The 13,971-nt window shown below is 45.9% G+C and carries 12 protein-coding genes and 2 riboswitches; of the genes, 9 read left to right on the top strand and 3 right to left on the bottom strand.

Annotated elements, in window-relative coordinates; all coding sequences use genetic code 11:
- Positions 1-96: 96 nt before the first annotated feature.
- The 9 genes from F1644_RS14480 (at position 97) to F1644_RS14440 (ending at position 10,126) form a co-directional block, all read left to right on the top strand.
- A complete protein-coding gene (locus tag F1644_RS14480) occupies positions 97-1,560 on the top strand; it encodes a 4-hydroxyphenylacetate 3-hydroxylase family protein (RefSeq protein WP_087419602.1) in 1,464 nt (487 codons plus the stop codon).
- The gene (locus F1644_RS14475) at positions 1,538-1,867 is read left to right on the top strand and encodes a NifU family protein (RefSeq protein WP_118303416.1); all 330 of its coding nucleotides are present in this window, start codon (positions 1,538-1,540) and stop codon (positions 1,865-1,867) included. The genes F1644_RS14480 and F1644_RS14475 overlap by 23 nt, the downstream gene beginning before the upstream one ends.
- Positions 1,867-3,177, top strand: a complete 1,311-nt coding sequence (locus F1644_RS14470; protein WP_118303414.1) for an acetyl-CoA hydrolase/transferase family protein — start codon at positions 1,867-1,869, stop codon at positions 3,175-3,177. The genes F1644_RS14475 and F1644_RS14470 overlap by 1 nt, the downstream gene beginning before the upstream one ends.
- Positions 3,178-3,189: 12 nt before the next feature.
- Complete coding sequence (locus tag F1644_RS14465; RefSeq protein WP_118303412.1) at positions 3,190-4,305, top strand: 4-hydroxybutyrate dehydrogenase; 1,116 nt, start codon at positions 3,190-3,192, stop codon at positions 4,303-4,305.
- 7 nt (positions 4,306-4,312) lie between these two features.
- Positions 4,313-5,668, top strand: a complete 1,356-nt coding sequence (locus F1644_RS14460; protein WP_087419598.1) for an aldehyde dehydrogenase family protein — start codon at positions 4,313-4,315, stop codon at positions 5,666-5,668.
- 107 nt (positions 5,669-5,775) lie between these two features.
- Positions 5,776-6,369 carry a MarC family protein gene (locus F1644_RS14455; RefSeq protein WP_027200273.1) on the top strand — a complete coding sequence of 198 codons (594 nt, stop codon included), beginning with the start codon at positions 5,776-5,778 and terminating at the stop codon, positions 6,367-6,369.
- Between the two features lie 96 nt (positions 6,370-6,465).
- Positions 6,466-6,647: riboswitch (cobalamin riboswitch) on the top strand.
- Positions 6,648-6,783: 136 nt separating this feature from the next.
- Positions 6,784-8,991: an anaerobic ribonucleoside triphosphate reductase gene (locus tag F1644_RS14450; protein ID WP_118303410.1), complete on the top strand. Its 2,208-nt coding sequence runs from the start codon at positions 6,784-6,786 to the stop codon at positions 8,989-8,991.
- Positions 8,984-9,502 (top strand): anaerobic ribonucleoside-triphosphate reductase activating protein, encoded by a 519-nt coding sequence (gene nrdG, locus F1644_RS14445; RefSeq protein ID WP_087419596.1) that lies wholly within the window; start codon positions 8,984-8,986, stop codon positions 9,500-9,502. The genes F1644_RS14450 and nrdG overlap by 8 nt, the downstream gene beginning before the upstream one ends.
- Positions 9,503-9,517: 15 nt before the next feature.
- Positions 9,518-10,126, top strand: coding sequence for a DUF2284 domain-containing protein (locus tag F1644_RS14440; RefSeq protein ID WP_087419595.1), 609 nt, complete (start codon positions 9,518-9,520; stop codon positions 10,124-10,126).
- Here the strand turns inward: F1644_RS14440 and F1644_RS14435 are convergent.
- The 3 genes from F1644_RS14435 to F1644_RS14425 are packed head-to-tail and all read right to left on the bottom strand — an operon-like array spanning position 10,081 to position 13,654.
- Positions 10,081-10,602, bottom strand: a complete 522-nt coding sequence (locus F1644_RS14435) for an acyl-CoA carboxylase biotin carboxyl carrier protein subunit (RefSeq protein WP_087419594.1) — start codon at positions 10,600-10,602, stop codon at positions 10,081-10,083. The genes F1644_RS14440 and F1644_RS14435 overlap by 46 nt on opposite strands.
- A 9-nt stretch (positions 10,603-10,611) precedes the next feature.
- Positions 10,612-12,096 (bottom strand): acetyl-CoA carboxylase biotin carboxylase subunit, encoded by a 1,485-nt coding sequence (locus tag F1644_RS14430; protein ID WP_118303408.1) that lies wholly within the window; start codon positions 12,094-12,096, stop codon positions 10,612-10,614.
- 16 nt (positions 12,097-12,112) lie between these two features.
- Positions 12,113-13,654 (bottom strand): acyl-CoA carboxylase subunit beta, encoded by a 1,542-nt coding sequence (locus tag F1644_RS14425; protein ID WP_118303406.1) that lies wholly within the window; start codon positions 13,652-13,654, stop codon positions 12,113-12,115.
- A 119-nt stretch (positions 13,655-13,773) separates the two neighbouring features.
- Positions 13,774-13,956: riboswitch (cobalamin riboswitch) on the bottom strand.
- Between the last annotated feature and the right edge of the window lie 15 nt (positions 13,957-13,971).

Here is a 13,971-nt window from a genome sequence, read left to right as displayed (position 1 = left end):
CCTTCAAATTCTCCCCTGTAACAGACAGCAAACGGCTTTTATTTACTGCAATTTTTCTTTATTCAAAATATTACAACTAATAAAGTATCAAAGATCATGATGACAAAAGAACAGTACATTGAGAGTCTCAGGAAACTAAACCTGAAGGTCTATTTCATGGGAGAACTAATCAGCAACCCTGTAGATCACCCGATGATCCGCCCGTCCATGAATTCAGTGGCCATGACTTATGAATTGGCTGAAAAAGATGAGTACAAGACGCTCATGACGGCAAAATCCAATCTTACCGGAAAAACAGTTAATCGTTTCTGCCACCTGCATCAAAGCACCGAAGACTTGATCAACAAGGTAAAGATGCAACGTTTAGTCGGACAGAAAACCGGGGCTTGTTTCCAACGCTGCGTTGGAATGGACGCCTTCAACGCCATTTACTCCACCACTTACGAAATTGACCAAGCTCATGGAACGGAATACCACAAACGTTTCATAGAGTACTTGAAATATGTACAAGACAACGATCTCACTGTCGACGGGGCTATGACCGATCCGAAAGGAGACCGGGGTCTTTCTCCATCACAACAAGAAGATCCGGACCTATATCTTCGCATCAAGGAAGTACGCCCGGACGGGATTATCGTTCGCGGGGCCAAAGCTCACCAAACCGGGGCAGTCAATTCCCACGAACACTTGATTATGCCGACCGTAGCCATGAAAGAATCCGATAAAGACTACGCTGTTTCATTTGCCGTGCCTTCTGATGCGGAAGGCGTACTCATGATCTACGGACGCCAGTCCTGCGATACCCGCAAAATGGAAAAAGATGCGGATCTCGACTTGGGAAATTCACAATTCGGTGGACATGAAGCTCTTGTGATATTTGACGATGTATTCGTCCCCAACGAGCGAATTTTCATGTGTAAAGAATATGAATTTGCAGGCATGATGGTAGAGCGTTTTGCCGGTTATCACAGACAATCCTACGGGGGATGTAAAGTCGGTGTAGGTGACGTACTTATCGGTGCTGCCGCTCTCGCCGCAGACTACAATGGAGTACCTAAAGCCAACCATATCAAGGACAAGCTCATCGAAATGATGCACCTCAACGAAACCCTCTACTCGTGCGGAATCGCCTGCTCGGCAGAAGGAGAACCCACGTTGGCGGGCAACTACCAGATCAATTTGCTACTTGCCAATGTCTGCAAACAGAACGTGACTCGTTTCCCGTATGAAATTGCCAGACTCGCGGAAGATATTGCCGGGGGATTAATGGTAACCATGCCTTCAGCCCAAGATTTAAGAGACCCGTATATCGGTGGATATGTAAAAAAATACCTGCAAGGAGCCACGGGGACTGACACTGAAAACCGGATGCGTATTCTTCGCCTGATCGAGAACATCACGCTCGGGACCGCGGCGGTAGGCTACCGCACGGAATCCATGCACGGAGCCGGCTCCCCACAAGCACAACGAATCATGATTGCCCGGCAAGGAAACCTCGAAAACAAGAAAGAATTAGCAAAACAAATTGCCCGGATCGATGAAAGTAAGAACCGGAAATAATCAAGACCCCACGACTCTGTGGAAGCACCTGGAGGAGATCATAAAAACACACATTCGCCCTCTCCTCCAGGACCACGGGGGGGATATTGTTATTCGGGAAATCCGCGAGAAAGACGTGCGGGTTGCTCTACTCGGCAACTGCAAGGGATGCCCTGCCGCACAAATCACGATTGAACAGACCGTGCAACGCATTCTCTCGGAACAAATGGGAAACAAGATCGGGAAAGTCACTCTGGTGAACGAAATAGATCCCGGTATATTAGACTTTGCTCGTCAGATTCTCAACCGCAATAAAATAGATAGATGATGAACTGGAAAGAACTTTATACACAAAAACTAACCACAGCCGAGAAAGCAATCAAGGCCATCCGGAACAACGACCGGGTTGTCTTTGCCCATGCAGCAGGTGTTCCTCAGGAAATCACCAAAGCTCTCGTGGCACACAAAGACGATTTCCATAACGTGGAAATATACCATATGCTATGCCTTGGCGATGGAGCTTATACTCAACCGGAAATGTTATCCCACTTCCGGCACAACACCAATTTCGTGGGAGGAAACACCCGACAAACCGTGAATGAAGACCGTGCAGACTTCATTCCTTGTTTCTTTCACGAATTACCACACTTTTTCCGCAACGGAACTCTACCTGTTGACGTGGCAATCGTTCATCTCAGCACACCGGACGAAGAAGGTTATTGTAGTTTCGGAGTTTCTTCCGACTACACTAAACCCGCGGCTCATGCCGCACGCATGGTGATTGCCGAAGTGAACGACCGGATGCCTCATGTTGGAGGTGATAACCACATACACGTTTCCGAACTGGATTATATCGTGGAAACCTCCAACCCCTTGTTTGAAATACCCCTGCCTAAAATCGGGGAAACGGAACAAGCTATCGGTCGGTACTGTGCAGAACTCATCGAGGATGGCTCCACCCTGCAACTGGGAATAGGAGCAATCCCCGATGCCGTCCTGCAATGCCTGCAAGACAAAAAAGATCTGGGTATTCACACGGAAATGTTCTCTGACGGGGTAATCGATCTGGTCCAAAAAGGAGTCATCAACGGAAAATGTAAAACCCTCCATCCGGGGAAACTGGTTGCCACCTTCCTCATGGGAAGCCAACGCCTATACGATTTTGTTGATAACAATCCCGATGTAGCCCTCTTTCCCGTGGACTATGTAAACGATCCTTACATCATTTGCCAGAATCGTCAATTAATATCCATCAACTCTTGTATCGAGATCGATCTTTCCGGACAAGTTTGTTCCGAAACCATCGGCCCGAAACAATTCAGCGGAACGGGAGGCCAAGTCGATTACATCCGGGGAGCAGCCCTCTCCGAAGGCGGTAAATCCATCCTGGCCATGCCTTCCACGGCAGCCCGGGGGAAGGTTTCCCGTATAGTACCGTATCTAGCAGCAGGAGCAGCCGTCACGACCTCACGAAACGAGGTGGATTATATTGTCACGGAGTACGGAATCGCTCACCTCAAAGGAAAAACTTTACGCCAACGAGCCGAGAACCTAATCCGGATAGCTCATCCCGATTTCAGAGAATCGCTCACGGAAGAATTCTTTCGTCGTTTCCCGTTAGCACTAAAAACAATATAAAATGAAATAATCATGCAATTATTCAAATTAAAAACCCGTTTAAGTGAATTCGACTCTTTTGCAGACTTTGCCAAAGAATTCAATCTCACGAAAGAAGATTTAATCATCACGAACGAATTCCTATACAATCCATACATGCGTGGTCTTAACCTTCCTTGTCGTTTCATCATGCAAGAACAATACGGAATGGGAGAGCCGTCCGACGAGATGATCAACCATATTCTCGCGGACATTCAACTAGAAAATTATACCCGTGTGATAGCCGCAGGGGGAGGAACCGTCATTGACATCTCTAAACTATTTACTCTGCGTGGCATCGTTAATGCAACGGATGCTTTCGAACGCAAAATACCCATTGAAAAAGCCCGTCAATTGGTGATCCTCCCCACTACCTGCGGCACCGGTAGCGAAGTAACCAATATTTCGATCGCCGAGATTAAATCCCGCCACACGAAAATGGGTTTGGCCGACGACGCCCTACTAGCAGATGATGCCGTGTTAATCCCGGAATTGATACGGGGACTTCCCTACAAGTTTTTCGTGTGCAGTTCCATCGATGCCCTCATCCATGCCGTAGAATCATACGTTTCCCCGAAATCAAATCCCTACACCCAGATATTCTGTCGAGCAGCCATTGAAAGCATCATTGACGTTTTCAAACACATTGCCGCACAAGGACCGGAATATCGCCTAGAGCGCCTGAGAGAAATGCTGATTGCCAGCAATTATGCCGGTATTGCATTCGGAAACACCGGGGTGGGTGCCGTACACGCACTATCTTACCCGCTCGGGGGAAACTATCACGTACCCCACGGGGAAGCTAATTACCAGTTCTTCACAGAAGTATTCAAGTTCTATTACAAGAAAAAACCTTTTGGGAACATCACGGAAGTTAACGCGCTACTCGCACACCTCCTGGGAACCGACACGGAACACGTGTATGAAGAACTCGATTACCTATTGGGTAAATTGTTATCCAAAAACCCACTCCACACCTATGGTATGAAACCCGAAGAAATTGATGGGTTCACCGACAACGTACTTCAAACACAACAACGCCTGCTGGCTAACAACCACGTGGAATTAACAAGAGAAGAAATAAAAGAAATCTATTCAACCCTATATTAAAAATATCATGGAAATAAAAGAAATGGTAGAAAGAGCCCGCAAAGCTCAAGTTATTTATGATGAACGATTCGACCAAGAAAGAGTCGATCAAGTCATTAAAGCTGCCGCCCGCACAATTTTTGACCATGCAGAAGAACTGGCACGACTTACGATTGATGAAACCCAAATGGGTGTTTACGAAGACAAAGTAGCCAAAAACAGGAATAAATCCAAGGGAGTATGGTACAACCTGAAAGGGAAAAAATCCATGGGGATCCTAAGTATTGACGAGAGAACGAATCTTATCGAAATAGCCAAACCTATTGGCGTGGTAGCCGGAATTACTCCGATGACAAATCCCGTAGTTACCCCGATGTCTAAAATTATCTTTGCATTAAAAACAAAGAATGCTATCATCATAGCCCCTCACCCGAAAGCAAAACAATGTTCTAGCGCAGCCGTGAAACTCATTATCGAGGCTATTGCTCCGTTTGAAGTTCCGGAAGGTCTAGTTCAGGTGATCGAGGAACCCACGATCGAAAAGACTTGCGAACTTATGGAAGCTTGTGATGTCGTGGTTGCCACGGGAGGAATGCCCATGGTAAAATCAGCTTACTCATCGGGCAAACCCTCTTTCGGTGTCGGCGCAGGTAACGTACAGGTAATCCTAGATCGATTTATTGATTTCGATGTAGCGGCAGAAAAAGTCATCACCGGTCGCTCCTTTGACAACGGTATCATCTGTTCCGGGGAACAGAGTTTCATTTATCACAAAGATGACAAACAGGAAGTCATGGACGCTTTCCGCCGTCATGGGGCATACATCGTGTCCGAAGAAGATCGGGACAAAGTAGTTAATGCACTTTTTGAAGACGGGCATATTTGCAGGGATATTGTCGGACAATCCGTTCAGACAATCGCAAGCAAAGCCGGCATCTTCGTACCGGGTAACACCCGAGTCCTCGTGGTAGAAGCTCACGGAATAGGACGTGACGACCTCATCTGCAAAGAAAAAATGTGTCCCGTCATGGCTGCATTCGCTTATGACAACTTTGATGAAGCGATAAAAATCGCCAAAACAAATCTGTTCATGGAAGGAAACGGACACACGGCCGGAATCCACTCCAACAATCAAGCAAACATCATCAAGGCTGGAACAGAACTTTCCGTATCACGCCTGATCGTGAATGCCCCGTGCGCTACCACGGCCGGAGGTTCCATACAAAACGGGCTCCCCGTGACCAACACCCTCGGGTGCGGAAGTTGGGGGAACAACTCTATTTCCGAAAACTTCACCTATAAACACCTATTAAATATCACACGCATCGCCCCGTTATCCGCACGGATACACGTACCCTCCGATGCCGAAATATGGGAATTATAAAAAATAATCGTAAATTTGCGGGACTACAAGTGACAGTACACCTCTTTAACGTTGGTTTCATAAATACGTACAGCACTTGTAACCCGCAAATTTCATGTTATACGAATATGGACTTCAGTATCAATATAAAAGAAATATTCACCGCCTTTATGGTACTTTTCGCCGTGATCGACATCACGGGATCAACTCCTATTATTATCGGGTTGAATGATGCAGGAAAAAAAGTCAGTGCCGAAAAAGCCGCAGGAATATCTCTCGTTATATTTATAGCATTTCTTTTCGCGGGAGACGGATTATTGAAATTATTCAACATCGACATTTCCTCTTTTGCCCTTGCCGGAGCATTAGTGCTTTTCGTACTCGCCATAGAAATGACCTTTAGTATCGAGATTTTCAGAAATGATGGCCCGGAAGGTTCAGCAACAATCGTACCTGTTATCTTTCCGCTTATCGCGGGAGCCGGGGCATTAGCAACCACGCTGACACTTAAAGCTGAATGTAGCGTTTTTAGTATTATCATTGCCATTCTTCTTAACATGACGGTCGTCTATATTGTTCTACGCAATGTCTATTTAGTAGAACGGGTTCTCGGGAAAGGCGGCGTTTACATCCTACGAAAATTCTTTGGCATCATTCTACTTGCCATGTCTGTAAAAATTTTCGCATCCAATTTAAACACTCTGCTGGCATCACTATCTTAGATCAAAAAATTCTTTTTGGAAAACTTTTTGAAAAAATCAAACAAGAAAGTTTTCTAAAAAAGATATTTTTCCTCTCACCAATAGAAAAATTATTTATACATTTGTCTAGATTTTGGTTCCTTCAACAAGGATTAAAAGGGAATCAGGTGAAAATCCTGAACAGTCCCGCTGCTGTAAGTTTCACTGAATCGTTCAAGCATCACATTGCCACTGTTTTCCAACGGGAAGGCGCTTGACCGGGAACAAGTCAGAAGACCTGCCAAGACCAGAGGTTTCAAAGGCTTTCGAGGAAAAAGCCGGGAACGCAGGTATTTCAAACATACTTACATCCCGTTTTCAATCATAAAGTCATCTCAAACCAAAACAAAATTAAAATTCATGTAATTGTAACTAAACTAAAGGAATAAGAAAGACATGATTCAGACAGTTGTAAAAAGGGATGGCCGGGTTGTCGGCTTTAATGAAGAAAAAATTATCGCGGCCATTCGTCGGGCAATGCTCCACACGGCACAGGGAGAGGATATGGAATTGGCATCCACCATTGCCGACCGGGTCGCTTACCGCGGGGCAGAACAGATGACCGTGGAAGAAATACAAGACAATGTAGAGATCGAACTCATGAAAAGCCGCAGAAAAGATGTGGCACAACTATATATCGCTTATCGAAACCAGCGGAGCATTGCACGTAAAGCAAAAACGAGAGATATTTTTCTGGAAATTATCGAAACAAAATCCAACGACATTACCCGGGAAAATGCGAATATGAACGCGGATACCCCGGCAGGGATGATGATGAAATTTTCCAGTGAAACTACCAAGCCTTTTGTTGACGACTACTTGTTAACCGAAGAAGTGAAAACCGCAGTTCGCCAAGGCTACTTGCATATTCACGACAAAGACTATTACCCCACGAAAAGCCTTACCTGTGTGCAACACCCGTTGGATAAGATTCTGAGAAACGGATTCTTTGCCGGACACGGGGAATCACGTCCTGCCAAACGTATCGAAACAGCCAGCATCCTAGGGTGTATCTCTCTGGAAACCGCCCAAAACGAGATGCACGGGGGACAGGCGATTCCCGCTTTTGACTTTTACCTGGCTCCCTATGTACGTTCCAGTTTCGTGGAAGAAGTCAAAGTATTGGAAGAATTAAACGGAGAAAACTATAACCATCTTTATCACATCGAAATTCAAGACTATATTCCCCGGGAACTATCAGGTTTGACCGGAGAACAACGAGTTTTACAACACGCCATCAACCGCACGGTAAACCGGGTACATCAATCCATGGAGGCTTTTATCCACAACATGAATACCATCCACAGCCGGGGAGGTAATCAGGTTGTTTTCAGCTCCATCAACTACGGCACGGACACTTCTGCCGAAGGACGTTGTGTCATTCGTGAATTATTGCGTTCCACCTACCGGGGAGTGGGTAACGAAGCCACGGCTATTTTCCCGATTCAAATCTGGAAAAAGAAAAAAGGAGTAAACTACCTTCCGGAAGACCCGAATTACGATCTATACGAGTTCGCATGCAAGGTTTCCGCGCGTCGTTTTTTCCCGAATTTCATAAACTTGGATGCCACTTTCAACCAGCATGAACAATGGAGAGCTGATGATCCCGAACGATTCCGCTACGAAACAGCCACTATGGGATGTCGTACCCGCGTATTCGAAAATCGCTTCGGAGAAAAAACCTCTATCGGACGTGGTAACCTTTCTTTCTCCACGGTAAACATCGTACGACTTGCCATCGAATGTATGGAAATAAAGGACAAGACCACCCGGGTGGAAACATTCTTCTCAAAACTGGATGAAATACTCGACTTAACAGCTTTACAACTGCACCGACGTCTCGAATTCCAGAAAACAGCCCGGGTAAAGCAATTCCCGTTACTTATGTCTTCTCTCTGGCTGGGTAGTGAAAAACTGGGACCGGACGACACTATCGAGAACGTCATTAACCAAGGAACTCTCGGAATCGGCTTTATTGGCTTGGCCGAATGTCTAGTTGCTCTAACCGGTAAACATCATGGAGAAGACGACGATGCACAGAAACTCGGCCTACGCATCGTATCACACATCAGGGACAAGGCAAACGAGTACTCGGATAAATATCAACACAATTACAGCGTACTCGCCACTCCTGCCGAAGGACTCTCCGGAAAATTTACCGCAAAAGACAAGAAAAGTTTCGGCATCTTACCAGGAATCACGGATCGGGAATATTACACGAATTCCAATCACGTACCCGTGTATTATAAATGCAGCGCCCGCCATAAAGCCGAGGTTGAAGCACCTTATCACGACTTGACCCGGGGCGGCCATATCTTTTATGTCGAGATAGACGGGGATGCTACCCACAATCCAAGCACGATTATGGCAGTTGTCGATATGATGGACCGGTACAATATGGGGTATTGCTCCGTGAACCACAACCGTAATCGTTGCATGGACTGCGGTTTCGAGGATGCCTCCGCACATTTGGAAACCTGTCCGAAATGCGGAAGTACGAACATTGACCGCTTACAAAGAATTACCGGTTATCTGGTAGGTACCACTGACCGCTGGAATCACGCAAAACTAGCAGAACTAAACGACCGGGTAAGACATGACTAACACGATTACATTATTGGACATTATTGAAGACACCGTTGTTGACGGACCCGGATTCCGGGTGTCCGTCTACGCGGCGGGTTGTACTCATCATTGCCCGGGTTGCCATAACCCACAATCCTGGAACTTACGAAACGGCCATCCTGTTTCTTTGGATTATATTGTAGCGAAAATCACAAACAATCCTTTCTCCGACGTAACATTCAGTGGGGGAGATCCGCTATTTCAAGTAGAAGGATTCACACAATTGGCCAAACGACTGAAAATCATTACATCCAAAAATATCTGGTGCTACACGGGTTTCCGCTACGAGGAAATTATTAATTCCAGACGACTTTCCCAAATTCTACCTTACATAGATGTTTTAGTCGACGGACGATTTGATCCGGCCAAACGAAAGGAAGGTCTGCTCTTTCGAGGAAGTTCCAACCAAAGATTGATAAACGTTCCAGCCTCTCTTCATTCGGAAAAAGTAATTCTCTGGGAATATAACCCGTATCCCCAATACGTTTAATAAACCAGATAAAAAATGTATGAACTCACGCACCATATCGTCTCGCTCCCGACCTCGCAATACATTCAGGAGTATCGCAATCCGGAAAAATTTATTTCTTTCTGTCAGCAATGCGAACGCTATAACCGTTGCTGGGCCTGCCCTCCTTTCGAGTTTAACACGGACGAATACCTCTCCGGTTATCAACAAACGTACATTATCGGAACTAAAATAACATTCGAAACGGCAACCCGCAATTCCTGCACGACACTTGAACGGCACAAAACAATTTCCCTCCAAGCCATAGAATCTGCCCGGAAGATCATTGATCCTCGACTACTGACTCTTGAACATGAATATCCTGACAGCCGGGCCTTTTATGCAGGGACCTGTCACTTATGCCCCCTAAACTCGTGTACCCGGATAAACGGTTTTCCCTGTCTCCATCCTCAAGAAATACGCCCATCGCTTGAATCCGTGGGATTCGACATCGGCAAAACAGCCTCCGAACTTCTCCACATCGAATTACAATGGAGCAACGATGCCCGTTTACCGGAATACCTTACCCTTGTAAGTGGTCTTTTCACGAAAGAGAGTATCTACGCCCCGATTTCCACCAGAATCTCGTCTTTACTCACAGTTTGACCGGCAACCACGCATACCCGACGAACTCGTCCTTTTTGAGAAGCGATGATAACATTTTGCATCTTCATTGCCTCAAGCACGACTAGCGTATCTCCCTTATTAATCTCCTGCCCGACTTCTATCGATACATCCAAAATTTTTCCCGGCATAGGAGATTTAATAGTCATGTCGAAGACTTCACCCTGCCGACCTGCCAACAATCTTTTCCGTTTCAAAGAAAAAGGAGTTTCCACCGAAAACGTATAGGCCACCCCGTTAAGTAAAATCTCGTATTCATTCTGCCTGCGAGACACAATTTCCACCGGATAGCGAATCCCCTTGTACAGCAGGATCAAAAAACCATCAGCCTCTTCGACTAAATCAATACGCATATTTTGCCGTTTCAGACTAAACTCGTAATTATTTTTCACGGAGAACTCGTATGCCGTGTTACTGCCACTAAGGGCTATATATTTTGTTACGTCCTTGTTATCCATATCCGATCATTATAAATTTCTAATTCGTTTATTAAGCACCCAAGGATCAATACGGGTGTCGGGACCGACCTCCGGTGTATTCTCGTGAGTATATGTATATACCGCAAACAAAGCACCCAGCAACTCCTCGTGAGGCTCTCGCCAAACCGGAGAACTCAATCGACTCTCTATAAATGAAGTATCAAAATCACCATTACGGTAAGTCTCGTTATGAAGAACCGCTTTACAAAAAGGAATTGTCGTCCGGATTCCCTTTACATGGAATCTCTCCAAAGCAGAAAGCATTCGCTCGATAGCTTGTTCCCGAGTCTCCCCCGTAACGATCAATTTCGCCACCATTGAATCGAAAAAAGGAGTAATTTCCGAGCCGGGAGCAATTCCTGTTTCAATACGGATATGATTTCCCTGCGGCAAACGCAATCGCCGGATAACACCCATACTAGGAGCAAACCCAGCCTGTACATCCTCAGCATTAATCCGACATTCGATAGACCAGCCCGTGAGCCGAATTTGAGACTGACGGAGCGGTAACTTACGCCCTGCGGCAATATTAAATTGTAACTCCACCAGATCAAATCCAGTAATCTCCTCGGTAACCGGATGTTCCACCTGAATACGAGTATTCATCTCCATAAAATAAAAACGCTTTTGACGATCCAGCAAAAATTCCACGGTTCCCAGATTCTGATACCTCGCAGCTTTAGCCAAAGCAACAGCAGCCGTGGCCATCTTCTTCCGCAAACGATCATCAAGAGCCGGAGATGGGGCCTCTTCCATTAATTTTTGATGTTTCCGCTGAATGGAACACTCACGTTCACCCAGATGAACCACGTTCCCATAATTATCGGCAACAATCTGGAACTCGATATGTTTCGGACTTTCAAGATATTTTTCAATGAAAACAGAAGGATCATTAAAAGCTACTTGAGCCTCTGCCGCAGCGAACTTGTATAATTGAGCCAGTTCACTCTTCTTGCGTACAATACGCATCCCCCTTCCTCCTCCTCCAGAAACAGCCTTTATAATAACCGGATACCCTAGCCTATCCGCCGTCTCCCGAGCATCATCAACATCCCGAACGGCACCCTTGCTAGCACCCAGCATAGGCACGCCACTACGTTCTGCAATCTCCTTTGCCGCCACCTTATCACTCATCAGACGAATCACCTCCGGCGAGGGACCAATAAAAATAATCCCGTTCTCTCGACACCGTTCCGCCAATTCCGCATTCTCTGACAAATAACCATATCCCGGATGAAGAGACTCGATCTCATGTTCCCGGGCCAAATAAATCAAACGATCAATATCCAAAAATTCAGGCACATTCCCATCCGTTTCCGGGAAGTCAAGAACAATATCAACAGACGATAAATACACGGCCTCCGGCTCCTTCCGGGTACGAATGGCGTACGTCACGATTCCCATGCGTCTGGCAGTACGTGCAATCCGGATGGCAATCTCTCCCCGGTTTGCTATTAAAACTGATTTTATCATACTTTACATTTTACGTTTAAAGAGGAATATTTCCATGTTTGCGTCGTGGTAGACTTACTGATTTCTTTTCCAGAGATTTCAAAACTCGTATAACCTTTTGTCGGGTAACCGCCGGGTCTATCACCTCATCAATAAATCCCTTCTCGTTAGCGATATAAGGATTAGCCACCTCATCCCTATACTGCGCCAACAAATCTTTTTTCAAAGCTACCGGATCATCAGCAGCGGCAAGTTCCTTATGATAAAGAATAGCAATAGCCCCTTCCGGTCCCATAACGGCAATCTCGGCTGTCGGCCATGCAAAATTATAATCTCCGCCAATTCCCTTACTGTTCATCACGATATAAGCACCCCCGTATGATTTACGCAAGACCACGGTAATCTTGGGAACCGTCGCCCGCGTGTAAGCATATAGGAGCTTGGCTCCGTGCCGGATAATTCCGGCATGTTCCTGATCGGCCCCCGGAAGGAAACCGGGTACGTCCTCCAAAGTAACAACCGGAATATTAAAACTATCACAGAAATTAATAAAACGAGCAGCTTTCACCGATGAATTCATATCCAAAGTACCCGCCATAACTTTGGGTTGATTCGCAATAATCCCGGTCACGAATCCCCCGAATCGGGCCAACCCAATAATGATATTGGGAGCGTAACTCTCCGCAATCTCCAAAAATTTTCCTTTATCTGTAATCAAACGGATAACATCCCTTACATCATAAGGCTTATCCGGATCTTCAGGAACAATATCCCGCAAATTCTCTTCTATCCGGTCAACCGGATCATCCGTCACCAGAAAAGGAGCGTTCTCGATATTATTGGAAGGCAGGTAAGATAATAACATCTTTACCCCCAATAACGTATTTTCATCATCATTAAAAACAAAATCCGCCACACCTGATTTCACGGCATGTACAGATGCACCTCCAAGTTCTTCGGGAGATATTGTTTCATTCAGTACCTGTTTCACCACGTTAGGTCCGGTCACGAACATATAACTGGTTGCTGCCGTCATAAAAATAAAATCAGTCAAGGCTGGAGAATAAACAGCCCCTCCGGCAGCCGGCCCCATAATAACTGAAATCTGAGGGATTACCCCGGAAGAGAGTACATTCCGTCGGAATATTCCCGCATACCCGGCCAAACTAGCCACCCCCTCTTGAATCCGGGCTCCTCCCGAATCAATCAATCCCACGACAGGCGATCCCGTTTTCAGAGCCATATCCTGTACTTTTATAATCTTGGCCGCATGCACGGAACCCAACGAACCACCCTGCACGTTAAAATCTTGCGAATAAGCAAAAACCTGACGCCCGTTCACCGTGCCGAATCCGGCAATCACCCCATCCCCGTATGAACGTACTGCTTTACCAAAAGAAGTCGCCGCAGAAGGTGAGTAAGCATCCACCTCTTCAAATGTCCCCTCATCGAAAAGAAATGTAATCCGTTCCCGAGCGGTAAGTTTTCCCCGGTTGTGTTGTTTGTCCTCATACTCCTTACCGTATTGCCGGGCTAAGGCATCTTGTCTTTCCAGAAATTTTTCAAACGATTTTCTCATACTAAATTAGTTTATACACTATTTAGCTCCACACGAAATAAAGGAAAGAAATAAGAAAAATACGCCCCAAGTATCTCAACCGGGTTGATAAGTCTGACCTTAGCTTCATTCCGCGAAAGCATTGTCAATCCGCAAAGGCAGGTATCCTGACTTTCACCATTTTGCCGTCCTTCCCATCCCCTGGACAGTGGACATTAGTGGCAAAACCCTTCTGGTGATTACAGTTGCGCGACAGTCCGTGATTCTCACACGGTTCCCTATTCTCCTCGTCAAAACGAGGCACCTGAGCAGTCTGATTACGTGTTGTAAAGAACTTT

This window comes from Butyricimonas paravirosa, assembly GCF_032878955.1.
GTDB classification, from domain to species: domain Bacteria; phylum Bacteroidota; class Bacteroidia; order Bacteroidales; family Marinifilaceae; genus Butyricimonas; species Butyricimonas paravirosa.
Note: the sequence above shows the minus strand (reverse complement) of the source record. Positions and strands in the feature narration are given on the sequence as shown.

What these genes read in the sequence shown, in the direction of transcription:
- F1644_RS14465 (WP_118303412.1), top strand. Translation starts at nt 3,190, where the DNA reads ATGCAATTATTCAAATTAAAAACCCGTTTAAGTGAATTCGACTCTTTT.
- F1644_RS14440 (WP_087419595.1), top strand. Translation starts at nt 9,518, where the DNA reads ATGTATGAACTCACGCACCATATCGTCTCGCTCCCGACCTCGCAATAC.
- F1644_RS14480 (WP_087419602.1), top strand. Translation starts at nt 97, where the DNA reads ATGATGACAAAAGAACAGTACATTGAGAGTCTCAGGAAACTAAACCTG.
- nrdG (WP_087419596.1), top strand. Translation starts at nt 8,984, where the DNA reads ATGACTAACACGATTACATTATTGGACATTATTGAAGACACCGTTGTT.
- F1644_RS14475 (WP_118303416.1), top strand. Translation starts at nt 1,538, where the DNA reads ATGAAAGTAAGAACCGGAAATAATCAAGACCCCACGACTCTGTGGAAG.
- F1644_RS14450 (WP_118303410.1), top strand. Translation starts at nt 6,784, where the DNA reads ATGATTCAGACAGTTGTAAAAAGGGATGGCCGGGTTGTCGGCTTTAAT.
- F1644_RS14430 (WP_118303408.1), bottom strand. Translation starts at nt 12,096, where the DNA reads ATGATAAAATCAGTTTTAATAGCAAACCGGGGAGAGATTGCCATCCGG.
- F1644_RS14470 (WP_118303414.1), top strand. Translation starts at nt 1,867, where the DNA reads ATGAACTGGAAAGAACTTTATACACAAAAACTAACCACAGCCGAGAAA.
- F1644_RS14460 (WP_087419598.1), top strand. Translation starts at nt 4,313, where the DNA reads ATGGAAATAAAAGAAATGGTAGAAAGAGCCCGCAAAGCTCAAGTTATT.
- F1644_RS14455 (WP_027200273.1), top strand. Translation starts at nt 5,776, where the DNA reads ATGGACTTCAGTATCAATATAAAAGAAATATTCACCGCCTTTATGGTA.
- F1644_RS14425 (WP_118303406.1), bottom strand. Translation starts at nt 13,654, where the DNA reads ATGAGAAAATCGTTTGAAAAATTTCTGGAAAGACAAGATGCCTTAGCC.
- F1644_RS14435 (WP_087419594.1), bottom strand. Translation starts at nt 10,602, where the DNA reads ATGGATAACAAGGACGTAACAAAATATATAGCCCTTAGTGGCAGTAAC.